Annotated in this window: 23 protein-coding genes and 2 pseudogenes; 21 read left to right on the forward strand and 4 right to left on the reverse strand. The window is 63.0% G+C overall.

All coding sequences use genetic code 11. From position 1 onward, the window contains the following. Positions 1 to 575: 575 nt before the first annotated feature. Positions 576 to 1,514, reverse strand: coding sequence for a LysR family transcriptional regulator (locus tag M2375_RS06890; protein ID WP_259164801.1), 939 nt, complete (start codon positions 1,512 to 1,514; stop codon positions 576 to 578). Between the two features lie 143 nt (positions 1,515 to 1,657). On the opposite strand from M2375_RS06890, the gene M2375_RS06895 reads away from it, so the two are divergent. The 21 genes and pseudogenes from M2375_RS06895 to M2375_RS22515 form a co-directional block, all read left to right on the forward strand. Further along, entirely contained in the window at positions 1,658 to 2,869 is a 1,212-nt protein-coding gene (locus M2375_RS06895) for a muconate/chloromuconate family cycloisomerase (protein WP_259164802.1), read from the forward strand. A gap of 58 nt (positions 2,870 to 2,927) precedes the next feature. Further along, positions 2,928 to 3,863 carry a catechol 1,2-dioxygenase gene (gene catA, locus M2375_RS06900; RefSeq protein WP_259164803.1) on the forward strand — a complete coding sequence of 312 codons (936 nt, stop codon included), beginning with the start codon at positions 2,928 to 2,930 and terminating at the stop codon, positions 3,861 to 3,863. 133 nt (positions 3,864 to 3,996) lie between these two features. Then, entirely contained in the window at positions 3,997 to 5,361 is a 1,365-nt protein-coding gene (locus tag M2375_RS06905; RefSeq protein ID WP_259164804.1) for a Rieske 2Fe-2S domain-containing protein, read from the forward strand. Continuing rightward, positions 5,358 to 5,867 carry a benzoate 1,2-dioxygenase small subunit gene (benB, locus tag M2375_RS06910; protein WP_259164805.1) on the forward strand — a complete coding sequence of 170 codons (510 nt, stop codon included), beginning with the start codon at positions 5,358 to 5,360 and terminating at the stop codon, positions 5,865 to 5,867. Before M2375_RS06905 ends, benB begins: the two co-directional genes overlap by 4 nt. A 17-nt stretch (positions 5,868 to 5,884) precedes the next feature. Continuing rightward, entirely contained in the window at positions 5,885 to 6,922 is a 1,038-nt protein-coding gene (gene benC, locus M2375_RS06915; protein ID WP_259164806.1) for a benzoate 1,2-dioxygenase electron transfer component BenC, read from the forward strand. Continuing rightward, entirely contained in the window at positions 6,919 to 7,716 is a 798-nt protein-coding gene (gene benD / locus M2375_RS06920; protein ID WP_259164807.1) for a benzoate diol dehydrogenase BenD, read from the forward strand. The genes benC and benD overlap by 4 nt, the downstream gene beginning before the upstream one ends. A gap of 73 nt (positions 7,717 to 7,789) precedes the next feature. Next, positions 7,790 to 7,894: pseudogene (locus tag M2375_RS06925) on the forward strand (RidA family protein); the annotation flags it as partial. 30 nt (positions 7,895 to 7,924) lie between these two features. Further along, positions 7,925 to 9,274 (forward strand): aromatic acid/H+ symport family MFS transporter, encoded by a 1,350-nt coding sequence (locus tag M2375_RS06930; protein WP_259164812.1) that lies wholly within the window; start codon positions 7,925 to 7,927, stop codon positions 9,272 to 9,274. Between the two features lie 21 nt (positions 9,275 to 9,295). Then, positions 9,296 to 9,574 (forward strand): muconolactone Delta-isomerase, encoded by a 279-nt coding sequence (catC, locus tag M2375_RS06935; protein WP_259164813.1) that lies wholly within the window; start codon positions 9,296 to 9,298, stop codon positions 9,572 to 9,574. A gap of 19 nt (positions 9,575 to 9,593) precedes the next feature. After that, on the forward strand, positions 9,594 to 10,574 hold the full coding sequence (locus M2375_RS06940; protein WP_259164816.1) for a tripartite tricarboxylate transporter substrate binding protein: 981 nt from the start codon (positions 9,594 to 9,596) through the stop codon (positions 10,572 to 10,574). 75 nt (positions 10,575 to 10,649) lie between these two features. Continuing rightward, on the forward strand, positions 10,650 to 11,921 hold the full coding sequence (locus M2375_RS06945; protein ID WP_259164817.1) for a GTPase: 1,272 nt from the start codon (positions 10,650 to 10,652) through the stop codon (positions 11,919 to 11,921). Beyond that, the gene (locus tag M2375_RS06950) at positions 11,918 to 13,432 is read left to right on the forward strand and encodes a dynamin family protein (RefSeq protein WP_259164818.1); all 1,515 of its coding nucleotides are present in this window, start codon (positions 11,918 to 11,920) and stop codon (positions 13,430 to 13,432) included. Before M2375_RS06945 ends, M2375_RS06950 begins: the two co-directional genes overlap by 4 nt. A 140-nt stretch (positions 13,433 to 13,572) precedes the next feature. Next, positions 13,573 to 13,968, forward strand: coding sequence for a hypothetical protein (locus M2375_RS06955; protein WP_259165324.1), 396 nt, complete (start codon positions 13,573 to 13,575; stop codon positions 13,966 to 13,968). A gap of 59 nt (positions 13,969 to 14,027) precedes the next feature. Further along, complete coding sequence (locus M2375_RS06960) at positions 14,028 to 15,665, forward strand: methyl-accepting chemotaxis protein (RefSeq protein ID WP_259164819.1); 1,638 nt, start codon at positions 14,028 to 14,030, stop codon at positions 15,663 to 15,665. Positions 15,666 to 15,667: 2 nt separating this feature from the next. Continuing rightward, the gene (locus M2375_RS06965) at positions 15,668 to 16,150 is read left to right on the forward strand and encodes a chemotaxis protein CheW (protein ID WP_259164820.1); all 483 of its coding nucleotides are present in this window, start codon (positions 15,668 to 15,670) and stop codon (positions 16,148 to 16,150) included. Then, positions 16,147 to 17,406: a protein-glutamate O-methyltransferase CheR gene (locus tag M2375_RS06970; RefSeq protein ID WP_259164821.1), complete on the forward strand. Its 1,260-nt coding sequence runs from the start codon at positions 16,147 to 16,149 to the stop codon at positions 17,404 to 17,406. The genes M2375_RS06965 and M2375_RS06970 overlap by 4 nt, the downstream gene beginning before the upstream one ends. Continuing rightward, entirely contained in the window at positions 17,390 to 18,076 is a 687-nt protein-coding gene (locus tag M2375_RS06975; protein ID WP_259164823.1) for a chemotaxis protein CheW, read from the forward strand. Before M2375_RS06970 ends, M2375_RS06975 begins: the two co-directional genes overlap by 17 nt. A 55-nt stretch (positions 18,077 to 18,131) precedes the next feature. Next, the gene (locus tag M2375_RS06980) at positions 18,132 to 20,354 is read left to right on the forward strand and encodes a hybrid sensor histidine kinase/response regulator (RefSeq protein ID WP_259164825.1); all 2,223 of its coding nucleotides are present in this window, start codon (positions 18,132 to 18,134) and stop codon (positions 20,352 to 20,354) included. Positions 20,355 to 20,365: 11 nt separating this feature from the next. Next, a complete protein-coding gene (gene cheB, locus M2375_RS06985) occupies positions 20,366 to 21,358 on the forward strand; it encodes a chemotaxis-specific protein-glutamate methyltransferase CheB (RefSeq protein ID WP_310473165.1) in 993 nt (330 codons plus the stop codon). After that, a complete protein-coding gene (locus tag M2375_RS06990; RefSeq protein WP_259164827.1) occupies positions 21,355 to 22,371 on the forward strand; it encodes a PleD family two-component system response regulator in 1,017 nt (338 codons plus the stop codon). Before cheB ends, M2375_RS06990 begins: the two co-directional genes overlap by 4 nt. A 55-nt stretch (positions 22,372 to 22,426) precedes the next feature. Continuing rightward, positions 22,427 to 22,535: pseudogene (locus M2375_RS22515) on the forward strand (integrase core domain-containing protein); the annotation flags it as partial. A gap of 205 nt (positions 22,536 to 22,740) precedes the next feature. On the opposite strand, the gene M2375_RS06995 reads toward M2375_RS22515, so the two are convergent. The 3 genes from M2375_RS06995 to M2375_RS07005 are packed head-to-tail and all read right to left on the reverse strand — an operon-like array spanning position 22,741 to position 25,606. Beyond that, positions 22,741 to 23,907: a mandelate racemase/muconate lactonizing enzyme family protein gene (locus M2375_RS06995; RefSeq protein ID WP_259164828.1), complete on the reverse strand. Its 1,167-nt coding sequence runs from the start codon at positions 23,905 to 23,907 to the stop codon at positions 22,741 to 22,743. A 36-nt stretch (positions 23,908 to 23,943) separates the two neighbouring features. Further along, positions 23,944 to 24,642 (reverse strand): SDR family NAD(P)-dependent oxidoreductase, encoded by a 699-nt coding sequence (locus M2375_RS07000; protein WP_259164829.1) that lies wholly within the window; start codon positions 24,640 to 24,642, stop codon positions 23,944 to 23,946. After that, entirely contained in the window at positions 24,632 to 25,606 is a 975-nt protein-coding gene (locus tag M2375_RS07005; RefSeq protein WP_259164830.1) for a tripartite tricarboxylate transporter substrate binding protein, read from the reverse strand. The genes M2375_RS07000 and M2375_RS07005 overlap by 11 nt, the downstream gene beginning before the upstream one ends. Between the last annotated feature and the right edge of the window lie 25 nt (positions 25,607 to 25,631).

Raw genomic sequence — 25,631 nt, forward strand, 5'->3', positions numbered from 1 at the left:
ATCCGGCAGGATTCCTCTGAGTTGCTGAAGCGTGGTAACTCCAGTTTCCCAGACCTGTCCGGTTGAACAACCTATTGAAACATCACACCTAGGGATCCTCTGCAAAACCCTCGCCAAGCGGGATGGACGCGGATCGGGATGAGGCGCAAGGCGTCTTTTGCAGTCAATAGCGAGCTATTGACAAGGAAGACAACGCAGCGGATCGCCCGAGCCCGCGTTCAGACCACGGCAGGGAGTTTTGCAGAGGGTCCCTAGTGGTAGCCACCGTACAGGCGCGACGCGCAGGGGCCTCGGCGGTCTTTGTGCTGCTGGGCCTGGGGGTGGGATCGCTCACCTTGCTGCTACCGCTCAAATCCAAGCGGCTGAACGCCGTCGCCATGGCCGCCCTATGTTCGGAGGACGGTTCGCAGATGCGCGCGGAGCCGCCATGGTGGCACATGCTGAGCACCGCTGGGGGCTTTAAGCGATGGCTCCAGATAGATCCTGTGCACCGCCAAGGGCAGACCCTGCACCTGCTGGCCTTGGCCTTGTGCCTGCCAGCCCCAAGCGTGCGGGCAGTTCGGTACGGGGCGAGGTCAAGCGCCTCTGTCTGCCACTGGGAATGCGTTGGTTTCCACATCCAGCCAGGGCGGGTTCTGGGCGTACATCTCGGCCGTCAGCTCCTTGATCGCCGCGATGTACCAGGAGTCATCGTTGACGCGGTGGCTCAGGATGATCGGCGAGGTGGCGCGCTCATCGTCGATCAGCCGGTAGACCAGGTCCGAGCGCAGCCGCGCCGCAGAGGGCACGATGCAGACGCCCATCTCGGCGGCCACAAGACCCAGGCCGGCCTGCAACTCGCGCACCTCGTGCACCTCAGCAGGCTGTATGCCCTGGTCATGCAGCAGGCCCAGCACATGGTCGGCAAAGCTGGGGCGCGGGTCCTTGGGGTAGACGATGAGGCGCTGGCCGGCCAGCTCGGGCAGGCGGATGCGGCCGGTGTCGGCGGCCAGCGGCGTGCCCGGCGCAATGGCCAGCACCAGCTTTTCTTCGCGCAGCACGGTGCGGGCCACCGAGGTGTCATTGGTGCGGATACGGCCAAACCCCAGGTCGATGCGGCCGGAGCGCAGCTCCTGGATCTGCTGGATAGAGCCCATGTCCACCAGGTGCACGTCCACGTCCGGGTAGCGCTTGCGGAACATGCGCACCAGCATCGGCAGCCCGCCGTACAAGGTGGAGGCCACATAGGCAATCGAGATGGACTGCCGCTGGTTCAGCCCCACTTGCCGGGCCGCGCTTTTCATCTGTTCCACCCGCTGCAGCACCTGCAGTGATTGCTCGTAGAACAAGCGCCCGGCCTCGGTCAGGCGCACCGGCCGGCTGTTGCGCTGGATCAGTTGCACGCCCAGCTCGTCCTCCAGCTGCTGGATCTGGCGGCTGAACGGCGGCTGCGCAATATGCATTTGCTCAGCCGCACGGGTGAAGTTGCGGGTAGTGGCCACGGCCACAAAATACCGGATATGGCGCAGATCCATAAGGGAAAACCATAGATATGGGAATGCAGTGATTTTAAGTCATTGTTTTTTAATACTCAAACCATGCACCATACCTGCAAGGTATGAAACAAGACCCATTCGGTGTTGGATCAATGGGCCGCTTGCGTCGTTCAATAGCCTCCATGCAAAACACACACCCGCCCCAAGACAGCGCCCGTACTGCGGCACATACGGCAGCAGGCACCGTTGTCGTCGAACAGGTGGAGACCTTGCTGGTCGATCTGCCCACCATTCGCCCGCACAAGCTGTCGATGGCCACGATGAACGGCCAGACCTTGATGCTGGTGCGCGTGCGCTGCTCGGATGGCACGGTAGGCATTGGCGAGGGCACGACCATTGGCGGCCTGGCCTATGGCGCCGAATCGCCCGAGGGCATGAAGCTGGCCATCGATACCTATTTTGTGCCGCAGATGGTGGGCGCCAACGCCAACCGCGTGCCCGCGCTGATGGCGCGGCTGAACCAGGCCATCCGCGACAACCGCTTTGCCAAGTGCGCGGTCGAGACGGCGCTGTTCGATGCGCTGGGCCAGCGCACCGGCCTGCCCGTGTCCGAGCTGCTGGGCGGCCGCCTGCGCGACCGCCTGCCCGTCGCCTGGACGCTGGCCTCAGGCGACACCGGCCGCGACATCGAAGAAGCGCAGCGCATGCTGGAGATGCGCCGCCACCAGATCTTCAAGCTCAAGATCGGGCGCAAGGCGGTGCGCGATGATGTGGCCCACGTGGCGGCCATCAAGAAGGCGCTGGGCGATCTGGCCTCGGTGCGGGTCGATGTGAACATGGCCTGGAGCGAGCTGGAAGCCCACCACGGCCTGGCCGGCCTGGTCGATGCCGGCTGCGAACTGGCCGAACAACCGGTGGCCAGCGCCGAGGTGCTGGCCCGCCTCAAAGGCCGCTACCCGATTGCCATCATGGCCGATGAATCGCTGATCGGGCCGGCCTCGGCGCTGGCATTGGCAAGGGTGGCCGGCGCCGATGTGTTTGCGATCAAAACCGAGCAGTCCGGCGGGCTGCAGGCCGCGCAACAGGTGGCCGCCATTGCCGATGCGGCTGGCATTGAGCTGTATGGCGGCACCATGCTCGAAGGCGGCGTGGGCACCATCGCCTCGGCCCATGCGTTTTCCACCTTCCGCGCGCTGCAATGGGGCACCGAGCTGTTTGGCGCCTTGCTGCTGACCGAAGAGATACTGGCTACGCCGCTGGAGTACAAGGATTTCCACCTGACGGTGCCCACCGCCCCCGGCCTGGGCATCACACTCGATGAAGACCGCGTGCGGCACTTCCGCAGGGACCGCAGCTGCGTGACGGTGCCGGTCGGTGAGCCGGCCGCCGCCTGAGGCGATAGATGGATAGACAGACAGATAGACCCCAAGAATTTACGACAAGGAGACTACGATGAGCGCCCCTATCTTCAACACCCCCGACGTGCAGGATTTTCTGCGTCTGGCCAGCGGCCTCAACCAGGACGGCGGCAACCCGCGCACCAAGCAAATCATCCACCGCATCCTGTCCGATCTGTTCAAGGCCATTGAAGACCTGGACATCACGTCTGACGAATACTGGGCCGGCGTTGCCTACCTGAACCAGCTCGGCGCGCGCGGCGAGGCAGGCCTGCTCTCGCCCGGCCTGGGGCTGGACCGCTACTTTGACATGCGCATGGATGCCGAAGACGCCGCACTGGGCGTAGCCAACGGCACACCGCGCACCATTGAAGGCCCGCTCTATGTGGCAGGCGCCCCCGTGGTCCAAGGCTCTGGCCGCCTGGATGATGGCAGCGACACCGCTGGCCACACCCTCATCATGCACGGCACCGTCTACGGCGCCGACGGCCAGCCACTGCCCGGTGCGCAGATCGAGGTCTGGCATGCCAACACCAAGGGCTTTTACTCGCACTTTGACCCCACCGGCGAGCAAAAGCCGTTCAACATGCGCCGCACCATCATGGCCGATGCCCAAGGCCGCTATAAATTCCAGAGCATCGTACCCATGGGCTATGGCTGCCCGCCCGATGGCCCCACCCAGGCCCTGCTCAACCAGCTGGGCCGCCACGGCAACCGCCCGGCGCACATCCACTTCTTCGTCACGGCCGATGGCCACCGCAAGCTCACCACGCAGATCAATATCGACGGCGACCCGCTGGTGTTTGACGACTTTGCCTACGCCACCCGCGAAGGCCTGGTGCCCCCGCTGACCGAGCGCAGCGACGAGGCCAGCATCCGCGCCCACGGCCTGAGCGGCCCGTTTGCCGAGATCGTGTTTGACATCCAGCTCAGCGCGCTGGTGGGCGGTGTCGACAACCAGGTCGTGGACCGCCCACGCCTGGCGGCCTGACCGGCTGACGCCACGCGGCCGGGGTGCTGCCCAGCAGGCAGTGCCCCAGCCCCCCATCCTCCCTCCCCTCCCCTTGCCTTTCGCGCCGCCCTCTGCGTTGCGAGGCGGAGCTGTACCCCCAGGAGACCTCACCATGACCACGATTGCCTCTACCGACCAATTCGGCGCCGTCGAACAACTGCTGGAAACCGCCCTGCACGACGACAAGGAAGCCGGCATTTTCCGCTGCCGCCGCCACATCTTCACCAACCCCGAGCTGTTCGAGCTGGAGATGAAGTACCTGTTCGAATCGAACTGGGTCTACCTGGCGCACGAGAGCCAGATCCCCGACAACAACGACTACTACACCACGTCGATCGGCCGCCAGCCCATCATCATCACCCGCGACAAGCAAGGCGAATTGCATGCAGTGATCAACGCCTGCGCGCACAAGGGCGCCATGCTGTGCCGCAAAAAGCATGGCAACAAGGGCAGCTTCACCTGCCCCTTTCACGGCTGGACCTTCAACAACGCCGGCAAGCTGCTCAAGGTCAAGGACGAGAAGACCACCGAGTACCCGATCTCCTTCAACAAGAACGGCTCGCACGACCTGACCAAAGTGGCGCGCTTCCAGAACTACCGGGGCTTTCTGTTTGGCAGCCTGAACGCCGATGTGCAGCCGCTGGAAGACTACCTGGGCGAGACCCGGGTCATCATCGACCAGATCGTGGACCAGGCGCCCGGCGGCCTGGAAGTGCTGCGCGGCAACTCCAGCTACATCTATGACGGCAACTGGAAGATGCAGATGGAAAACGGCTGCGACGGCTACCACGTCAGCTCCGTGCACTGGAACTATGCCGCCACCATGAGCCGCCGCAATGCCGAAGGCACCAAGGCCACCGATGCCAACAACTGGAGCAAGTCGGTCGCTGGCGTCTATGGCTTTGAGAACGGCCACATCCTGCTGTGGACCAACACCCTGAACCCCGAGGTGCGCCCGATCTGGAACCAGCGCGAAGAGCTGGCCCAGCGCGTGGGCCAGGAGCGCGCCGACTTCATCGTGCGCCAGACGCGCAACCTCTGCCTCTACCCCAATGTGTTTCTGATGGACCAGTTCGGCACCCAGATCCGCGTGGCCCGCCCCCTGAACGTGAACCAGACGGAGATCAGCATCTTCTGCTTTGGCCCCAAGGGCGAGAGCGCGCAAGACCGCGCCACCCGCATCCGCCAGTACGAGGATTTCTTCAACGTCTCGGGCATGGGCACGGCAGACGACCTGGAAGAGTTCCGCGCCTGCCAGGCGGGCTACGCCGGCAGCGCAGTGCGCTGGAACGACATGAGCCGGGGCGCGCCACTGTGGATCGAGGGCCCCGACGAGAACGCCAAGAAGATGGGAATGAGCCCCTTGCTCAGCGGCGAGCGCAGCGAGGACGAGGGCCTGTTTGTCTGCCAGCACGACTACTGGGCCAAGACCATGCGCCAAGCCGTGCAGCAAGAGCGCGCAGGAGCCCAGCCATGAGCACGGGCAGCCACAGCAACGCGGCGGACCACCGCGCCATCTGCGCCTTTCTGTACCGCGAGGCGCGCTACCTGGACGACCGCGAATGGGAGCCCTGGCTGGCACTCTACGCGTCTGACGCCGAGTACTGGATGCCCGCCTGGGACGACGATGACCAGCTCACCGACGACCCGCACAGCCAGATCTCGCTGATCTACTACCCCAACCGCAACGGGCTGGAAGACCGGGTCTTTCGCATCAAGACCGAGCGCTCCAGTGCCTCGATGCCCGAGCCGCGCACCAACCACATGATCACCAATGTGGAAGTGCTGGCAGAGCGGGCCGATACGGTGGAGCTGCGCTACAACTTTCACACGCTCAGCCACCGCTACAAGCAGACCGATCACTTCTTCGGCACGGTCTTTCTGACCCTGCGCAAAGTAGATGACAGCTTCCTCATCGCCCGCAAGAAGATCGTCCTCAAGAACGACTACATCCGCCAGGTCATTGATGTCTACCACATCTGACACGCCAGGAGACCACCATGAACAGCTATCGCATTGCCCTGAACTTTGAGGACGGGGTCACCCGCTTTGTGGACTGCGGCGCCCACGAAAAGGTGCTGGACGCCGCCTTCCGCAACCGCATCAACCTGCCGATGGACTGCTCCGACGGCGTCTGCGGCACCTGCAAGTGCAAGGCCGAAAGCGGCAGCTACGACCTGGGCGACGACTACATCGATGACGCACTGACCGAGGACGAAGCCGGCCAAGGCCTGGTGCTGACCTGCCAGATGGTGCCGCAGTCGGACTGCGTGATCGCCGTGCCCCTGCCGTCGACCGCCTGCAAGACGGGCACCGGCCAGTTCAGCGCCACGGTCAGCCAGGTGCAGCCCTTTGGCGACGCGGCCTATGAACTGGTGCTGGATGTGGCAGACGCCGCGCCCGCCTTTCTGCCGGGCCAATACGTCAATATTGGCGTGCCGGGCAGCAGCCAGCACCGCTCCTACTCGTTCAGCTCCGCACCCGGCGATGGCCGCATGGCCTTTCTGATCAAGCAGGTGCCCGGGGGCCTGATGAGCAGCTGGCTCCAGGGCGCCAGCCAGGGCGAGCCGGTGCAGATGACCGGGCCGCTGGGCAGCTTTTACCTGCGTGCAGTCACGCGGCCGCTGCTGTTTCTGGCGGGCGGCACGGGCCTGGCGCCCTTTCTGTCGATGCTCGAAGTGCTGGCCTGTGAGGGCTGCAACCATCCCATCCACATGGTCTATGGCGTCACCCGCGATGCGGACCTGGTGCTGGTCGAGCGCCTGCAGGCCTATGCGCTGCAGATCCCGGGCTTTAGCTTCAGCACCTGCGTGGCCGATGCGCAAACCGCGCATGAACGCCAGGGCTATGTCACCCACCACCTGCCCGCCCAGGCGCTGCATGGGGGCAATGTGGATGTCTACCTCTGCGGCCCGCCGCCCATGGTGGATGCGGTGCAAAAGCACTTCCAGGCCGAAGGCATAGTGCCCGCCAACTTCCATTACGAAAAGTTCACGCCCACCCAGCCGGTAGCCGCCGTGGCGGAGGCCCTGGCATGAACGCGCCCCTGCACCCCGCAAGCACCCAACGCTTTGCCGGCAAGGTGATGGTCGTCACCGGCGCGGCCCAGGGCATTGGCCGGGGCGTGGCGCTGCGCGCCGTGGCCGAAGGCGCCAAAGTGCTGTTTGTCGACCGGGCCGACTTTATTGCCGAGGTGGCGGCCGAGGCCGGCAGCCCCAACGCGGCCGGCCTGGTCGCCGACCTGGAAACCTACGAGGGCGCGCACGCTGCGATGGCCCGGGCCGCCGAGCTGTTTGGCGGTATCGACATCCTCGTCAACGGTGTGGGCGGCGCCATCCGCATGCGCCCCTTTGCCGAGTTCGAGCCCGCGCAGATCGATGCGGAAATCCGCCGCTCGCTGATGCCCACCTTGTATGCCTGCCATGCCGTGCTGCCGCACCTGCTGGCGCGCGGCGGCGGGAGCATCGTCAATGTGTCGTCCAACGCCACGCGGGGCATTCGCCGGGTGCCGTACTCGGCGGCCAAGGGCGGCGTCAATGCCTTGACGCAATCGCTGGCGATGGAATACGCGCCGCAGAACATCCGCGTCGTCGCCTCTGCCCCCGGCGGCACCAACGCGCCACCCCGGCGTGTGCCGCGCAATGCCGCGGGCGACAGCCCGCAGGAGCAGACCTGGATGCGCGAGGCCGTGCAGCAGGTGACCGAGTCGAACTACTTCAAGCGCTACGGCAGCCTCGATGACCAGATCGGCCCGATCCTGTTTCTGGCCTCCGACGAGGCGGCCTATATCACCGGGGCGGTACTGCCCGTGGCCGGTGGCGACAACGGCTGAGCGCTCCCCCGCCGCCAACCGCCCTGCCCACTCATAAAAAAGTACAGCCCGCGCCAGTGCAGCACTGCATGCGGCATGGACGGCGGTGGGTGCACACATGCTGGGCGGCGTGCCCGGCTACATCGTGGAGATCAAGGCCATTGCAGTAATACCGGCCCATGAAGCCAAACCGGGCTGAACAACCCAGCCCTTATAAAAGGAGACAGAGATGAAAACCTTGGATGTCAATCAAGTCATAGACAACGCCCGCTTTACGCGCTTCCACTGGATGGTGACCTTGCTATGCGGCCTGCTGCTGGTGTTTGACGGCTATGACCTATTCATCTTCGGCGCCGTGCTGCCGGTGCTGATGAAGGAGTGGGGGCTGTCACCCGTGCAGGCTGGCGCCTTGGGCAGCTATGCGCTGTTCGGCATGATGTTTGGCGCCTTTATCTTTGGCCCGCTGGCCGACCGCATCGGCCGCAAAAAGGGCGTGGCCATCAGCTTTGTGCTGTTCAGCATCGCCACCTTTATGAGCGGCTTTGCCACCACGCCGACCGAGTTTGGCATCTTCCGCTTTATCGCCGGCCTGGGCTGCGGCGGCCTGATGCCCAATGCCGTGGCCTTGATCAACGAGTACGCCCCCAAACGCGCCCGCAGCACCCTGGTGGCGCTGATGTTCAGCGGCTACTCGCTGGGCGGCGTGCTCTGCGCGGGCCTGGGCATCTATATGCTGCCGCGCTTTGGCTGGCAGTCCATGTTCTTTGCCGCAGCCCTGCCCCTGGTGCTGCTGCCCCTTATCTTGTGGAAGCTGCCCGAGTCGGTCGGCTTTTTGCTGCGCCAGGGCCAGCAGGCCAAGGCACGCCAGATGCTGTCCCAGGTCGCGCCCGATGTGGCCATGGGCAGTGATGTGCAACTGATGCAGACGGATGCCAAGGGCGCCGGCGTGCCCATGCTCGATCTGTTCTTGAAGGGCCGCGCGATGGGCACCTTCATGATCTGGCTGTCCTTCTTCTGCTGCCTGCTGATGGTGTATGCGCTGGGCTCCTGGCTGCCCAAGCTGATGGCGACGGCCGGCTACAGCCTGGGATCGAGCCTGTCGTTCCTGCTGATGCTGAACTTTGGCGGCGTCGTCGGCGCCATTGCCGGCGGCTGGCTGGGTGACCGCTTTAGCCTGCCCAAGGTGGTGCTGGCCTTCTTTGCGCTGGGCACCGTGGCCATCGCGCTGCTGGGCATCAACAGCCCCATGCCCGTGCTCTACCTGCTGATTGCCATTGCCGGCGCTACCACCATCGGCACGCAGATCCTGCTGTATGCCAACACGGCGCAGTTCTACCCGCAGGCCATCCGCTCCACCGGGCTGGGCTGGGCCTCGGGGGTGGGGCGCACGGGCGCCATTGTGGGTCCGCTGCTGGGCGGCTGGCTGATGGCCGCAGCCCTGCCGCTGCACATGAACTTCCTGGTGTTTGCCGTGCCCGGCCTGGTGGCTGCGCTCGCCATCGGCTTCTTCATCCTCTCCTACCGTGGCAAGCAGGAGGCGCTCAGTGTCTCCGTGGCTGCCGTTCGCCCTGCCCTCTGATCCCGCTTCAGGAAAAAACCCATGCTCTATCTTGTCCATATGGTCGTCAACATCCCCGCCAGCGTGCCCGCCGACGAGGCTGCGCGCATCAAGGCTGCGGAAAAATCCTATTCGCAGCAACTGCAGGCATCCGGACAATGGCCGCACCTGTGGCGCGTGGTGGGCGAGTATGCCAACTACAGCGTCTTCGATGTGGTCAGCAATGACGCGCTGCACGAGACCCTGAGCCAGCTGCCACTGTTCCCGTACATGCGGATCACGGTGACGCCACTGGCCCAGCACCCCTCTTCCATCCGATAAGCAGACAGGCAAACCTACGATGACGATGCAACGGCGAACCCTAGCCCTGCTGCTGGCGGCCCTGGCCTTGCCAGGTGCTGCGATGGCGCAACCCGATGCGGCCTGGCCGGCCAAGCCCATCAAATGGGTGGTGCCCTTTCCGCCAGGTGGCGCGATGGATGTGATTGCCCGGACACTGGGTGACCGCGCCGCGCGCACGCTGGGCCAGCCCTTTGTGGTCGAGAACCGGCCCGGCGCGGGCGGCAATATTGGCGCCGACTATGTCGCCAAGCAGCCTGCCGACGGCTACACGATCATGATCACCTCGATCGGCATGGCCACCAACCCGGCGCTGTACGCCAAGCTGTCCTATGACCCGGTCAAGGACTTTGCGCCCATCAGCCTGCTGGCGGTGGTGCCCAATGTGCTGGTGGTGAATGCCGCCCGCAGCCCGGACCAATCGGTGCAGGATGTGCTGGCCCATGCGCGCCGCAACCCCGGCAAGCTCAGCTATGCATCCGCTGGCAACGGCACCTCCATCCATCTGGCAGGCGAGGTGTTTGCCTCCACCGCCGGGGTGGAGCTGATGCATGTGCCCTACAAAGGCAGTGGCCCGGCCATCACCGACATGCTGGGCGGCCAGGTCGATCTGATGTTTGACAGCATCACCTCGGCGCGGCCCCATATCCAATCGGGCAAGCTGCGCGCGCTGGGGGTGACCACGGCCAAGCGCTCCTCCGCATTGCCCGATGTGCCCACGGTTGCCGAAGCCGGTCTGCCCGGCTACGAGGTATCGCCCTGGTTTGCGGTGTTTGCACCGGCGGGCACGCCACCCGCCGTGGTGGCCCGGCTCAACCAGGTGCTCAACGGCGCGATGCAGCAGCCCGATACCCTCAAAAAGCTCGAAAGCGTAGGTGCCGAGCCGATTGGCAGCACGCCCCAGGCACTCGCCACGCATTTGCAGCAGGAGCTGGCGCGTTGGGGCACGCTGATCAAGGCGCGCGGCATTCGCCTGGATTGATGCCGTACCACCAGGCAGACACCATGCAGGCACCAGGCTGGGCACAGCCTGTCAACGGATAACCAGGTCTGAACCATGAACCTCAACGACACCCGCAGCCACGCCGAGCACGCCATTGGCGCCGTGCTGCCCCAGCGCAGGCAGGATCTGGCGCGCCTGCGCGTGCTGGCCGAGGCCGGCCTGCAGCCCGTGGTCACCGTGGTGGGCAAGTACAACCACGGCAAAAGCCGCCTGCTCAATGAGCTGATTGGCAGCCCCAGCTTTGCCGTGGCCGACCGGCGCGAGACCGTGGCCCTGTCCAGCCATGTGCATGAGCAGGTGCGCTGGCTCGATGCGCCGGGGCTGGATGCCGATGTGGACCAGGCCGATGACGACCACGCGCACCGCGCCACCTGGCTGGAGTCCGACATCCGCCTGTTTGTGCATGCCGCCAAGGAAGGCGAACTCGATGCCTGCGAGCGCAGCCTGCTGCTAGCCCTGCACGCCGATGCCGAGCGCACCCGCCGCCAAACGCTGTGCGTGCTCACCCAGATCGACCAGCTGGCCGACGACGCCGCCCAGCAGCAGGTGAGCGGTGCCATCGCCGCGCAGGCATCCGGCCAGATGTGGCTGGCCGTATCCTCCACCCGCTACCGCCAGGGCGTGGATGGTGCCAAACAGCTGCTGCTGCAGAAAAGCGGCATCCCGGCGCTGCAGCAATCCCTGAAGCTGGCCCTCGCCCAGGTGCCCCAGGCGCGCAGCTATGAGAAAGCCCTGCTGCTGCAGGAGATACGCGCGCAGCTCCAGGCCCTGCATGCCGAGCGCCAACAGGGCCTGGCCCAGCTGCACCAGCTGCAAACTGATCAAGGCCAGCGCTTTGCGCAGGACCTGGCCGCTGTGCAAGACAAGACCGGCCGCGACATCCAGGCCGTGCTCGATGTGCCGGGGCCGGACCATTCGCTCACGCCCGATAGCTTTGCCGACCAGTTCAAGATGACGCCCGGCAAGCTGGAGCGCAACCGCCTGCAGGTCGCCTACTCCAAGGCCTGCATCTGCATCAGCGCCATCTTGACCAAGCACGGCGTGGTGGAGCTGCCGCTGGCGCAGCAGACCCAGGTCAAGAGCCTGGACAGCGTGATGGTCGCCGTCATGGGCGTCTCGGTGAAATACCGCCAAGACCTGCGCCGCCTGTTTTGCGAGGCCGCCGGGCGCAGCGCACTGGCGCAGTCCTTTACGCGCTACTTTGAGCTGTCGGCCGACCACCAGGCACTCGTCCAGCGTATTGCCAACCAAGAGGCCCAGGTACAGGCCAGCGCCCAGGCATTAGCCGCCTTCAGCGCGCTGGAAGCGCTGGAGACCCCCGCATGAATGCGATGGCCGGCGAGCAGCCATTTCTGGCCCATGCGGGCGCTAGCGCCACCGCAGCCGACCAGGCCGCGCTGGCGCAGCTGCATTCGCGCTTGCTGCAGTTGCAAGCCTGGCAGGCCACGCTGCAGCAGGGCCTGGGCACCGTGCTGGCACCCGCCCCGGGCTTGCAGGCCGGCCACCCGATGGCCCAGCAAGCCCAAGCCATCGATCAGCAATGCCAGGATCTGCAGACGCGCTGGGCGCAGCAATGGGCCAGCCTGCAGCCCGCGCGCAGCCTGGCCCAAGACTTTGAGCAGCGCGTGATCCTGCTGGTGTTTGGCAAATTCAATGCCGGCAAAAGCTCGCTGTGCAACTTTCTGGCCGAGCGCTTTGCCGCCCAGGACCAGCCGGTGCGCTTCTTCCACCTGGCAAACGGTGCCATGGTGGAGAGCGACGAGCCCTTGCGCGAAGGCGCCACTGAAACCACAGCACGGCTGCAAGGCCTGTGCCTGGGCACCGGCCTGGTACTGCTGGACACCCCCGGCCTGCACTCCGTCACACCCGAGAACGCCGCCCTCACCCAGCGCTTTACCGAAAGCGCCGATGGCCTGCTCTGGCTCAGCAGCTCCACCTCCCCCGGCCAGGTGCAAGAGCTGGATGAACTCGCCCGCGAGCTGCGCCGCAACAAGCCCCTGCTGCCGGTGATCACCCGCAGCGATCTGATCGAAGAAGACGAGATCGATGGCGAAATCCAAAAATGCCTGCGCAACAAAACCGAAGCCAACCGCACGCTGCAAGAGGCCGACGTGCAGGCACGCGCCCAGGGCAAACTGCGCCAGCTGGGCATCGATCTGTCGGTGCTGAAAGACCCCGTCTCCATCTCCGTCCACGCCGCCCGCAGCCAGCCAGGCCCCGACGCGCTGGCCGACGCCGGCCTGCTCCGCCTCTATGCCGCCATCACCGAGGTACTGGCCCCCGCGCAGGCTTACAAGCAGCGCAAACCAGGCGAGGTGCTGCTGCACCACCTGGAAGAAAACGTGCAAGGCGCTATAGACGCGGAACTGCTGCCCCAGCTGCAGCGCCTGCAGATAGCGTTGGCCCAAGAGCAGGAGCGGCTGCAACACAGCAAGGCTGCCATGTTGCGCGCCGCATGGCGCCAGACCATTCCTGCGCTGCCTGGGTTGCTGGAGCGGTATGCGGAGCAGTTGCCTGTGTTGTGCGCCCAGGTTGATGCGCTGCTGCGAGGTGAGATTACGGAACAGCTGCGCAGCCATCTCGCTGGCTATGTACTGCCTGCGCTGCCAGCAGGAGTAGCTGCCGTGGCGCTGCCAGCGGGCATTGCAGGCCCTGATGCCCTTTACGCGACTTTGCAAAACGCTGTGCGTGAGCAGCTGGAGATGGCTTTTGCTGCAGCGGTTGATACGTGCAGCCATGCACTGGAGCCGATGGTGCTGCCCGTCGCGCAGATGCAGGCGCACTTGCGGCAGTGCAGCCAGGGTTTGCATAGCTTGGGCACTGCGTTGCGGGCTTGAATGCGAACGGACGCCAATGTCCCCCATGTCCCCTGACGAGTCACCTAGAGTCATGGTTTGACATCCCATTCGGGCTTGGGGCAAAAACATGTCCATGTTTTTCAAGATGGATGGACGATGCCCAAGAGCAGCAAAACGGCATGGCCGAACGCGTGACCCGAACGCTGAAGCAACAATGCGTGCACAGACACCGCTTTGAAAGTCTGCGGAACGCCAGCAGGGTCCTTGGGGACTGGATTGGCTTCTGCTGGACGGCCCCTGGTCAGGCCAGAACCGTTGGTGCCAGCCAATCGCCAGATTCGCACGATAGATATCCTCATCGACCTAGCATCTATCTGATAGCTTGCCGCATACCCGTTGTGTCTGTTTATAGATTTGAGGCGAACAAAGAACAATTAAGCAAAGGGACTTTGGGCTTGCACTCTCGCAAGATTACGAAGGATCTACAGAGAGCAGGACGGCCTGCGCAGCGCAACGACCTAGCTGGATTTCAGCCTCAAACAGCGCTCGGCAACAGCAGCACGCCCGGTAATTAAATGTGATTTGGAGTGCACAAAGCAATACAATTTGAGTACGTTCTATAGAAAGACATACGATGAGAGGCTTAACAGTCAGTCAGCAAATCTCCGCCAGTTTTGCACTAATTATTGCGGTGATGTTCGGGATGTCCGCCACCTTTTATATGCGTGCGGATTCGAACTACGAGCGGGCTGCCGATGTTCTCTCCTCCGACCTCGCGGGCATGGGATTCGCTGGCCAGATGCGCCAAGATTTGACCCTCCATTTCTACCAGACGCTCAATCTACTGCGGGATGCGGAAGCGAATGCCGGTCGCAGCAGCGATGTACTCGCTGAAAACAAGGCACAGTTGAGCGCGATCGAAGCCCGTTTGGACAAGGGTTACGCCAACTATCTCAACACCATCACCCGCCAGGAGGATCGCGATGCGACCGCAGAATTCGCACGCACACGTGAGGCGTATCAGAAAAATACGCATCTGCTGGTTGAGATTTTGGAGCGTGGCCAGGTCGCTGAAGCTGCGCAGTTGCGCAGCGGGCAAATGCTGCCGCAATGGCGCAAGGCGCAGGAGCAGGTCAGCAACATCGTTGACTTGAACCAACATGCCGTGGTGGAGGACATGCAGACGATTCAAGAAATCGCAAGCTCCAACAAACGCTTGGCAGTCGGTGCGCTGGTGCTGGCTCTGGCGCTGGCCATCATTTGCGGCCTGCTCTTGCACCGCTCGATACTACGTCCTATTCAAGCAACCTTGGCGGCCATGAAAACGCTGGGTACGGGCGACCTTTCGAGCAAGCTGAGTCTGAACCGTAGCGATGAATTCGCTGCCATTGAGGCAGGCTTCAATGGCATGGTCACCTCGCTTCGCGAACTGGTTGTACAAGCGCAGCGTTCATCGGTACAGCTGACAACGTCCATCACTGAGATCGCAGCAACCACCAAGCAACAACAAGCTACCGTCACGGAAACGGCTGCGACCACCAGCGAAATTGGCGCAACTTCGCGCCAGATTGCCGCGACCTCTCGTGAGCTGGTGCGCACCATGGGTGATGTCTCGGCCCACTCCGAGCAAACGGCAGCGCTGGCCGGATCTGGCCACCGAGGCGTGGTACGCATGGCAGAGGTGATGCAGGAGTTGACCAGTGCCTCCGAAATGGTCAACGCCAAACTCGCCCTGCTTAACGAAAAGGCTGGTGGCATCAACCAAGTCGTTACCACCATCGTCAAAGTCGCTGACCAAACCAATCTGCTGTCTCTCAATGCTGCGATCGAAGCCGAGAAAGCGGGCGAATATGGCCGCGGATTTGGCGTGGTAGCCACTGAAGTACGCCGCCTGGCGGACCAGACGGCGGTTGCCACCTACGATATTGAACAGATGGTGCGCGAAATTCAGTCTGCCGTGTCTGCAGGCGTTATGGGCATGGAAAAATTCTCCGAAGAGATGCGCCGCGGCAATACTGAAATGTCCCAAGTTGGCGACCAGCTGTCACAGATCATCCACGAAGTTCAGGTTCTGGCCCCGCAGATGCAACAGGTCAGCGAAGGCATGCAAACCCAGTCCAGCGGGGCCGAGCAAATTGAGCAGGCATTGAGCCAACTGACCGAAGCCAGTGGCCAAACCGTGGAGTCACTGCACCAGGCCGGCATGGCTGTTGAGAACATGAGCGATGTGGCCAACAATCTGCGCAGCGGGGTTAGCCGCTTCAAGGTTTAGCCGTGGCATTGACTCCCGCAACGGGGCCCGCACCGCTGCACCTGCTGTTCAACCTGGGTGCTGATCGTTACGCCTTGCCTGCCAGCGTGGTTCGCAAAATCATGCCCTTGCAACGGCTCAAGCATGTGCCGGAGGCCCCCGCCTGGGTGGCTGGTTTGCTGTCCTACCACGGGGAGATCATTCCGGTGCTGGATCTTTGCCAGCGTGTGTTTGGGCAAAAGGCCCGGCATAGCATCAACACCCGCCTGGTGCTGCTGCACTATTCGTCGACCCAATCCCTTGGCCTGATCCTTGAAAAGGCCAATCAGGTGGTGCGCCTGCCTAGCCCCGCGCAAAAGCCCATGGGGCTGGATGCGGGAGGCGCCTACCTGGGCTCGGTTCAGGCGCAAGGCTTGGGCGACATGGTTCAGCACATCTCCATTGAAGGGCTGTTGCCACCGGATATGGTCCAGTTGCTGTTCCCGCCCCAGGGCAAGCTAGCATGATTGAACGACTGGAACAACTCCTGAGATCGCTTATCGGACTCGACGCGAGTACGCTGGGCCGGGGGGCGGTCGAGCGTTCGATGCGGCAACGGTTGAAGGCCAACTCCATGGACGAAGAAGCCTACTGGAGCCATATCCGCCAATCGCAGACAGAGCAACGTGCACTGATCGAAGCCATGGTGGTGCCTGAGACCTGGTTTTTTCGCTACCCAGAATCCTTCTCGCTGTTGACCACCCAGGCGCGGGCGCTACAACGTCGACTCCCTGTCGGGCAACCTTTGCGCTTGCTCAGCTTGCCCTGCTCCAGCGGAGAAGAGCCCTACTCCATGGCAATCGCCATGTTCGATGCTGATTTTGCGGCGCACGAATTTCAGATCGATGCGCTGGACATCAGTCAGCGCGTCATAGAACATGCGACCCTTGGCCAATATGGCGTGAATGCCTTTCGCGGCGATGATCCAGGCATCCGCGAGCGGCATTTTCAACGTGAGGCGGATGGCTCCCACCGCATCCATGAGAGGCTACGCGCCGTGGTGCGCTTTCAGTGTGGGAACATACTCGACAGCATCATGCCGCCTTCGCTGACGGACTACGACATCGTATTTTGTCGCAATCTGCTGATCTACTTTGACCGACCCACGCAGTTGCGGGCGCTGACCAACCTCAAACGCTGGCTGCGCGCCGACGGACTGCTGTTCGCTGGGCCAGCCGAAGCAGGCATGCTCAGCCAACAAGGCTTCGAATCGCTGGATGCCGCACACAGTTTCGCGTTCCGCCGCCGTACCCTGCCATGCCCCCCAGTGCCAGCGCGCCCCGTATTGCCTGCGGCGGTCACGCCGCGCGCGCCTTTGCCTTTGCCATTGCGTGCCACTGCGGCCGTACGCCCCATGGCGCCGTCACCAGCCGCCAAAAGTGAAGCGCCGCCAACGGGAGATGCAGCGGCTGGACTGCGCAAAATCACTGAGCTCGCCAATGCGGGACGCAGCGCAGAGGCGCTCACTGCCTGCGCACAGCAGTTGACCCAGCATGGGCCGTCCGCCGAGTTGTTCTTCTGGTGGGGCTTGATCTGTGACGGTGCGGGCCAGGCCGAGGCTGCCCTGCGCCACTACCGCAAAGCGCTTTACCTTGAGCCCTACCACAGCCGAGCCCTGGCACACCTGGCAGCCCTGCTGGTGACACAAGGCGACCACAGCGGGGCGGCACGATTACAGCAACGGCTGAAGCAGAGAGAAACCCAAGATGCCGGCAAGTCCTGATCCCCTTATTGCGCTAGAGCCCCCAGCTATTGACGCCTGCTGGCAGCGCATTGGTGTTCGCGGCGACCGCTCCTGCGAGCGGCTGCTCCAGCATGTTCATTGCCATAACTGCGAGCGCTATGCCGAGGCTGCCGCTCTGCTGCTCGATCGGCATGAGCTGAACCTGGAGACGGTGGACGAGGCTTCGTTCATGGAGGACCAGCAACCTGACCCGCTGGCTGATGGCGAGACACTGTCGGTCCTGATCTTTCGCATTGGGCAAAACTGGTTGGCTCTGCCTTCAACGCTTTTGCTAGAAGTAGCGTTGCCCGTGCCCGTTCACGGACTGCCTTACCCCCGCAACCGTTCACTGCGCGGACTGTGCAATGTGCGGGGAACCTTGGTTCCCTGTATGGCACTTGACCTGGTATTGGGCCTGACCACCGAGACCACGCCGCAAGACCGGCCCCACATGCTGATACTGGACACACCGGGTGGCCCACTGGTGACGGAGGTTCAGACGGTGGAAGGCATATACGCGATTCCACTTGCCAAGCTGCAAAAGACCGGCCATGCCAGTGGCCTTGCGGTCAGCCAGTTAGCCTCTGCGGTGATGCAGTGGCGGCAGCGCAGCATCACGGTGCTCCATGCTGATCGCCTGTTGCAAGCCTTGTCCAGGAGCCTTAGATGATCCAACAAGCAACAGCGCTGGCACATCTCGCGATGTATGGACCAAAGGTCAAGCCATGAGCCTTGATGCCTACAAAGACAGCTCCATGCTGGAGTTGTTCCGTCAAGAAGCGCAGGCACAAACCCAGGTCATGGATACCTGCCTGCTGGTACTTGAGCGTGAGCCTACCGATCCCGCGCAGCTGGAGGCCTGCATGCGCGCAGCGCATTCACTCAAAGGTGCGGCACGCATTGTCGGCTTGGATGTCGCTGTGACATTGGCCCATGGGATGGAGGACTTGCTAGTCTGGGCCCAGAGCGGCAAGGTCCGCCTGAGCACCACACGCATCGATGCCCTGCTACGCGCTTCAGACGCATTGCGGCAGTTGAGTGAAGGGATCAGCGTGCAAGGGCTGCCTGCGCTGCAAGCAATCCTGGCAGAAGATACACAGCAAGATGCGCCGGCACCAGAGGCCATGCCGGACTTCACGCCGGCCTTGCCGGAAGAAGTCTCCCCCATTGAGACCAACGAGCCCGAGCCCGCCGGTGAACTGCATGACCGTATCCTGCGGGTGTCAGCCGAACGCCTGGACCATCTGCTCGATCTGGCGGGACGCTCACTGGTGGCTGCACAGCGCACCAAGTCCCTTGGCCAAGAGTTGGCACAGCTCAAACGGCTGCAAGACCATCTTGATCGATCCCTGCATGGGTTGCGCGATGCGCTGCTGGGGCAGGAGCTACCGCCTCGTGCCAAGTCCTTGCTATCCGATGTGAACCACTGGACGCTGGAAGCCAAAAGCCAGTTGCAACAACACACAGCGGCTTTCGACAGCTTTGGCTGGGCCTTTGAGCAGCGCAGCCAGCGCATGTATGACACCGTATTGGCATCGCGCATGCGCCCCTGTGCGGATCTGATGGCAGGCAAGGCGCGCATGGTGCGTGAGCTGAGTCGCAGTCTTGGCAAAGAGGTATGGCTGAATCTGGAGGGCGAAGAGATACAAGGCGACCGCGACGTACTGGAAACACTGGAAGCACCACTGATCCAGTTACTGCGCAACGCGGTGGACCACGGCATTGAAAGCCCCGCGCAACGGTTGGCCAGCGGCAAGCCCGCACAAGGCAACTTGGTACTGCGGGCCCGGCATGCCGCTGGGCTCCTGGTCCTTGAGCTTGAAGACGATGGAGCAGGCGTGGACCTCGCTCGTGTACGTGCCGCAGTCATCGCACGCAAGCTGGCCACCGAAGCGATGGCCCAGCACATGCTTGAGGAGGAATTGCTGGCTTTTCTGTTCCTGCCGGGTTTCAGCGTGAACGAGAAAGTCAGCGAGATCTCTGGCCGGGGGGTGGGCCTCGATGTGGTCCAGCACACGCTGCGTCAACTACGCGGTACGGTGCGCGTCCGCCAGCAACAGGGGCGAGGGACCGTGTTCCAGCTGCAACTGCCTCTGACCTTGTCGATGCTGCGCTGCTTGGTGGTGGAGATTGGCGGAGAAGCCTACGCGCTTCCGCTTGCGCAAATGGAACAGACTTTGCGTATCCCGGCGGACGCCATCAGCATGGTGGAGGGCCAGCAACATATCTGGGTGCGCGAGCGCGCCATCGGTCTGGTCGCTGCCCACCAGCTTTTACAACTGCCGCATGGCAAATCTGATCCGCTGGGGCTCCCAGTGGTTTTGATACCGCACCACGACCGAAGCCTTGCCATTGCGGTAGACAGGATTGTCGGCGAACAAAATCTGGCTGTCGTTCCCATCGACACCCGCCTAGGCCTGCTGCGCGGCGTGGAGGCCGGTGCCCTGCTCGATGACGGCAGTCCGGTGCTTATCGTTGATATGGATGATTTGCTGAACTCCGCTGACAAGCTATTGGGTGCAGGCCAAGTCGAACGGGTTGCACGGTTGTCCGAAGGGCCGTCACTGCGGCGCAAACGCGTATTGGTGGTGGACGACTCGCTGACCGTGCGTGAGCTGGAGCGCAAGCTGCTCATCGGGCGCGGTTACGAGGTGACCGTGGCCGTGGATGGCATCGATGGCTGGAACATTCTGCGTGCAGAAAAATACGACCTCCTGGTAACCGATATCGACATGCCTCGCATGGATGGCATTGAGCTGGTAGGCCTGGTAAGGCGCGACGCACAACTGCAGTCCATGCCCGTGGTGGTTGTATCCTACAAAGACCGCGAGGAAGACCGCAGACGCGGCCTTGATGCGGGAGCCGACTACTACCTTGCTAAATCGAGCTTTCACGATGAAACATTACTGGAGGCAGTACATATGCTGATCGGCGAGGCGGTTGAATGAAGCTTGGACTGATGGTTAATACCCCTGAGTTGGTGCAACGCCTCGAACACGCTTTGGAGCCGCTGCACGACATCCACTGGGTGGCACAAGACGAGACCCAGGCCTTGCGCCTGTGTCGCGACACGCCCCCTGAGCTACTGCTGCTGCAACTGGGCACCGCCGATCGAGTGGCCTTCTCGCAACGTGTCATGAATGAGGCGCCATGCCCTTTGCTGCTGCTGGATCTGGCGTCCGAGCTCAATACCGAATGGGCATTCAATGCCTTGGGCCACGGTGCCCTTGATGTGGTGCATCTGCCCGAATTGGCGAACAGCAGCGCATTCAATCCAGCGCTGCTGCTGCGCAAGATCCAAAACATCGCCTGGCTGGCCACGCCCTCGCAGCCTGTTGCCCACCGAGCCACGCGCACGAGCGCGAAACGCGCCTGCCTGATTGCCATCGGTGCCTCCGCTGGTGGGCCCGCCACACTCAACCAGTTGCTGCGTGAACTGCCTAAAGATCTTGACGCCGCTGTGGTACTGGTTCAGCACCTGGACGACAAGTTCTCTGCGGGCATGGCCGAATGGTTGGCGCGGGAGTCCGCGCTGCCGGTGCGCCTGGTCCAGGCGGGTGAGATACCGCAGACCGGCGTGGTCTTGCTGGCAGGCCGCAATGAGCATTTGACGGTGAGCCGCCGAGGTGACCTGCAGTATTCACTCAAGCCTGACGCACAAATTTACCGCCCGTCGATCGACATTTTCTTTCACAGCATTGCCGAGCAATGGCGAGGTGATGCCATCGGTGTGTTGCTAACGGGTATGGGGCGAGACGGGGCACATGGGCTCAAGGCCATGCGCGAGCGAGGCTTTGCCACCATTACCCAAGACCAGTCCAGCAGCGTGGTGTGGGGCATGCCCAAGGCCGCCGTTGCCATCGATGCGGCAGCGGAAGTCCTGCCTCTGGACCGCATCGCCAACCGCTTGGCCGAACTATGCCGCTGGATGGCGGTAAAGAGAAATTCATGATTCATATTCCCACTCTGGATGAAAACACCTCTGCCGGGGAGCCAGACGAGCTTGAAGTCAAAGTTCTACTCGTGGACGACCAAGCCATCATCGGCGAGGCCGTGCGGCGCATGCTGAGCCAAGAGATCGGCGTGTCTTTCCACTACTGCGGAGACCCGAACAAAGCCATTGAAATGGCTGAACACATCCAACCGACCGTCATCCTGCAAGACCTGGTGATGCCCGGTGTTGATGGTCTGGACTTGGTGAGCCAATATCGCAACAATCAGAAATTGCGCGACCTGCCCATCATCGTTCTGTCATCCAAGGAAGACCCGAAGATCAAGAGCCAGGCATTTGCAGTTGGGGCCAATGACTATCTCGTGAAACTGCCGGATGCAGTGGAGCTGATCGCACGTCTCCGATACCACTCCCGAGCCTATCTGGCGATGAAGCAACGCGACCTGGCAAACCAAGCCTTGCGCCTGAGCCAACAGCAACTCCTAGAAAGCAATCTTGCGCTGCAGCGTATGACGAAACTCGACGGCTTGACTGGTTTGTCAAACCGGCGGCATTTCGATGAGCACCTGGACCTGGAATGGAAACGTGCACGGCGAGAGAAAATTGAACTCTCACTACTGATGATCGATGTCGATTTTTTCAAATCCTATAACGACAGCTTCGGCCATGTGATGGGCGACGAAACCCTGCGCAGCGTGGCCCAGGTCCTTGCACAATCCTGCTCGCGCTCCGGTGATCTGGTAGCCCGCTATGGCGGTGAAGAGTTTGCTATCATTTTGCCCAATACCTCGCAAGAAGGCGCATGCTCACTCGCCAATAGTGTGCGGTGCGCAGTCCAGGCACTCGCCATTGCACATATTGCACCGGTAGCCGATGCCACACTGACGGTCTCCATCGGCGTTGCCACCATGGTGCCTGAGCAAGACCTCAAACCCATTGCATTGATACAGCGCGCAGACATGGGTCTGTACCAGGCCAAAGAAAGTGGTCGAAATCGCATCGGCGTGGCCTGAAGAGCGCTGTTAGCCAGGCACTGCAAAACCCTCGCCCATCGGATGGGCGCTGGTCGGTATGTGCCGCGACGGGTGTCTGTCGTTGGAGGGGGTTTCGTTCGCGCCGCGAGGCCGTCGTTCTGATCGAATCCTGGCGCAATCACTGCAACGAGGTACGTCCGCACCACACCACAGTCTGCAGTACTTCACCCCGGCTGATTTCAAGCAACAACTTCGCCAAGACCTGCAACCCGCTGTCTTCACGTTAAAGGTATCTCTAATTAGCCAAGCAGGTCGAGGCCAGCTTTTGGCGATGGGAGTGAGTACCTGCCGCAGCAACGGGGCCGCATCCGCCTGCTGCGGCTCGCTGCTGCCAGGCGCTCACTCCGGTCAAGACGCCAAAGCCCGCATCTCTGCAATCAGATCGGACTTGCCCTCAAAGCCGATGCCCGGCAGCGCTGGCAGGGTGACATAGCCGTTGTCTACCTTGACGCCATCGGGGAAGCCGCCATAGGGCTGGAACAGGTCGGGGTAGCTCTCGTTGCCGCCCAGGCCCAGACCGGCGGCGATGGCCAGCGACATCTGGTGACCGCCGTGGGGAATGCAGCGGCTGGGCGACCAGCCGTGTTCCTTGAGCATGTCCAAGGTGCGCAGGTACTCCACCAGGCCATAGCTCAGCGCGCAGTCAAACTGCAGCCAGTCGCGGTCCTTGTGCATGCCGCCGTGGCGGATCAGGTTGCGGGCATCCTGCATCGAGAACAGGTTCTCACCCGTGGCCATCGGGCCTTGGTAGACCTCGCCCAGCTTGGCCTGCAGTTCGTAGTCCAGCGGGTCACCGGCCTCTTCGTACCAGAACAGCGGGTACTGCGACAGCGCCTTGCCGTAATCGATGGCGGTCTGCAGGTCGAAGCGGCCATTGGCATCCACGGCCAATTGCTGGCCCGGTCCCAGTATTTTCAGCACGGATTCAATGCGCTCGCAGTCCTCGGCCAAGCTAGCGCCGCCGATTTTCATCTTGACCACCGAGTAGCCACGCGCCAGGTAGCTTTCCATTTCGCGCTGAAGTGCCTCCAGGCCCTTGCCGGGGTAGTAGTAGCCGCCAGCCGCATAGACGAACACGCGCGGCTTGGGTATGCCATTGCCATAGCGTTCGGCCAGCAGCTGGAACAAGGGCTTGCCGGCGATCTTGGCCGTGGCATCCCAGACAGCCATGTCGATGGTGCCCACGGCTACCGAGCGCTCGCCGTGGCCACCGGGCTTTTCATTGATCATCATGCGGGCCCAGACCTTGTGCGGGTCCAGGTTTTCGCCAGTCTCATCGAGCAGGCTGCCGGGCTCGGCCTCCAGCACGCGCGGGATAAAGCGCTCGCGCATCAGCGCGCCCTGCCCGTAGCGGCCATTGGAGTTAAAGCCGTAGCCAATGACAGGCTTGCCGTCGCGGATGACATCGGTGACCACGGCTACCAGGCTCAAGGTCATCTTGGAAAAATCGATGTAGGCGTTGCGGATGTCCGACTTGATGGGACGGGTGGATTCGAGGATGTTGACGATCTTCATGGTGGTCATCGGTAGTGGAAATGGGAAGATGAAATATCAGCGGGCCAGGGACGAGCCACCACAGATGGCGATGTCCTGCCCGGTGATGGCGGCCGCCGCTGGAGACAGAAGAAAGCCCACCAGGGCGGCGATCTCGGCCGGCTCGATCAAGCGGCCGATGGGTGGCAGGCGCGGCGCGCTGCCGGCGCGGGCCGGGTCGTTCAACATGCCGGTCGCCGTGGCCGCTGGCGAGACCACATTGATCGTTACGCCCTGCGCAGCCACCTCGGCCGCCCAGCTGCGCGCCAGTGCAATCAATGCCGCCTTGGTGGCCGCGTACTGGCCGCGCCCTGCCATGCCTTGCGCCACCCGGCTGCCGATAAACACCACCCGGCCCTGGCCGCGCAGCGCCATGCCGGGCACGATGGCGTCGGCCAGGCGCGTGGCGGCACCCACATGCAGGCGCCACATCAGCGCGCCACCGTCATGGTCGAGCTGGCCCAATGGGCCCACGCGCAGCACGCCAGCGGCATGCACCAGCGCATCCACAGCGGGCAAGCCTGCAGCGGCGCGCGCAATGGCGGCGCCGTCGGTCAGATCGACCGGCACATGCGTGTAGCTGCCATGCACGATGGAGGCCTGCGCCACATCGAACCCGCTGACGCGCCAGCCGGCCGCCAGCAGCGCCTGGGCAATGGCGCGCCCGATGCCGCTGCTCGCTCCGGTCACGACCACATGGCCGGCATCACTCTGCACGGATGCCCCCTTCGGTGACGATCTTCTGCGCACGCGCCATCTCGCTGCGCTGGAACTGGGCAAAGTCGTCCACGCTGCCGGGGGTGGTCAGCAGGCCCTGCTCCTTGAGCTTGGGGCCCATGTCGGCCAGGGCCTTGTTGACCTCGGCGTTCAAGCGCTGCACCAGCGCGGGCGGGGTCTTGGCAGGGGCCCAGAGGCCATACCAGCTGTAGAACTCGTAACCAGGAATGGTCTCGGACACGGTGGGCACATCCGGCAGGTTGGGTACGCGCTGGGCCGAGGTAACGGCCACCACGCGCAGCATGCCGCCTTTGTGGTACTGGAGCGAGCCGAGGATCGGGTCAATAAAGCCGTCGATCTGCCCGCCAATCAGATCCTGAAACGCAGGCGCCGTGCCCTTGTACGGAACGATCAGGTAGTCCAGCCCGCCCGCGCGCTTGAGCAGTTCGGTGGACAGATGGCCGGCCGAGCCAATGGAGCCCACGGCAAAGGTCATCTTGCCGGGGTTGGCCTTGCCATAGGCGATGAGCGACTTGATATCGGTCACCGGCAGGTTCTTGTTGATGGCCACCGACAGCGGTGCCTTGGCCACCAGCGCAATCGGCGCAAAATCCTGCGTGACGTTGTAGGGCACGGACTTGAGCGTCATCGGCGCCGTCACGTGGGTGGATGCGCTGAACAGCAAGGTGTAACCGTCGGCCGGGGCCCGTGCCACTGTCTCGCCGCCGATCACGCCGCTGGCGCCGGGCTTGTTCTCGATCACCACTGGCTGGCCCATCTGCTCGGACAACTTTTGCCCCAGCATGCGGCCCACCACATCCAGGGTGCCGCCTGGTGGAAAGGGGATCACTACCCGCACGGCCTTGTTCGGGTAGGTCTGCGCAATACCGCTGGTGGCCAGGGCCAAGGCGGCGGCGCCGATGGCGCTGCGTAGCGCGGTGCGGATGAATTGTTGGCGTTGCATGGTGTCTTGTCTCCTGTCGGCTTTT

The organism is Comamonas sp. BIGb0152 (genome assembly GCF_024809975.1).
Taxonomy (GTDB): domain Bacteria; phylum Pseudomonadota; class Gammaproteobacteria; order Burkholderiales; family Burkholderiaceae_C; genus Comamonas.

Coding starts and splice junctions, on each gene's coding strand:
- M2375_RS06975 (WP_259164823.1), top strand. CDS start 17,390: ATGCCGGCAAGTCCTGATCCCCTTATTGCGCTAGAGCCCCCAGCTATT.
- M2375_RS06970 (WP_259164821.1), top strand. CDS start 16,147: ATGATTGAACGACTGGAACAACTCCTGAGATCGCTTATCGGACTCGAC.
- M2375_RS06950 (WP_259164818.1), top strand. CDS start 11,918: ATGAATGCGATGGCCGGCGAGCAGCCATTTCTGGCCCATGCGGGCGCT.
- M2375_RS06930 (WP_259164812.1), top strand. CDS start 7,925: ATGAAAACCTTGGATGTCAATCAAGTCATAGACAACGCCCGCTTTACG.
- catA (WP_259164803.1), top strand. CDS start 2,928: ATGAGCGCCCCTATCTTCAACACCCCCGACGTGCAGGATTTTCTGCGT.
- cheB (WP_310473165.1), top strand. CDS start 20,366: ATGGTTAATACCCCTGAGTTGGTGCAACGCCTCGAACACGCTTTGGAG.
- M2375_RS06945 (WP_259164817.1), top strand. CDS start 10,650: ATGAACCTCAACGACACCCGCAGCCACGCCGAGCACGCCATTGGCGCC.
- M2375_RS06895 (WP_259164802.1), top strand. CDS start 1,658: ATGCAAAACACACACCCGCCCCAAGACAGCGCCCGTACTGCGGCACAT.
- catC (WP_259164813.1), top strand. CDS start 9,296: ATGCTCTATCTTGTCCATATGGTCGTCAACATCCCCGCCAGCGTGCCC.
- M2375_RS06955 (WP_259165324.1), top strand. CDS start 13,573: ATGGCCGAACGCGTGACCCGAACGCTGAAGCAACAATGCGTGCACAGA.
- M2375_RS06890 (WP_259164801.1), bottom strand. CDS start 1,514: ATGGATCTGCGCCATATCCGGTATTTTGTGGCCGTGGCCACTACCCGC.
- benD (WP_259164807.1), top strand. CDS start 6,919: ATGAACGCGCCCCTGCACCCCGCAAGCACCCAACGCTTTGCCGGCAAG.
- M2375_RS06990 (WP_259164827.1), top strand. CDS start 21,355: ATGATTCATATTCCCACTCTGGATGAAAACACCTCTGCCGGGGAGCCA.
- M2375_RS06940 (WP_259164816.1), top strand. CDS start 9,594: ATGACGATGCAACGGCGAACCCTAGCCCTGCTGCTGGCGGCCCTGGCC.
- benB (WP_259164805.1), top strand. CDS start 5,358: ATGAGCACGGGCAGCCACAGCAACGCGGCGGACCACCGCGCCATCTGC.
- M2375_RS06905 (WP_259164804.1), top strand. CDS start 3,997: ATGACCACGATTGCCTCTACCGACCAATTCGGCGCCGTCGAACAACTG.
- M2375_RS07005 (WP_259164830.1), bottom strand. CDS start 25,606: ATGCAACGCCAACAATTCATCCGCACCGCGCTACGCAGCGCCATCGGC.
- M2375_RS06995 (WP_259164828.1), bottom strand. CDS start 23,907: ATGAAGATCGTCAACATCCTCGAATCCACCCGTCCCATCAAGTCGGAC.
- benC (WP_259164806.1), top strand. CDS start 5,885: ATGAACAGCTATCGCATTGCCCTGAACTTTGAGGACGGGGTCACCCGC.
- M2375_RS06960 (WP_259164819.1), top strand. CDS start 14,028: ATGAGAGGCTTAACAGTCAGTCAGCAAATCTCCGCCAGTTTTGCACTA.
- M2375_RS06980 (WP_259164825.1), top strand. CDS start 18,132: ATGAGCCTTGATGCCTACAAAGACAGCTCCATGCTGGAGTTGTTCCGT.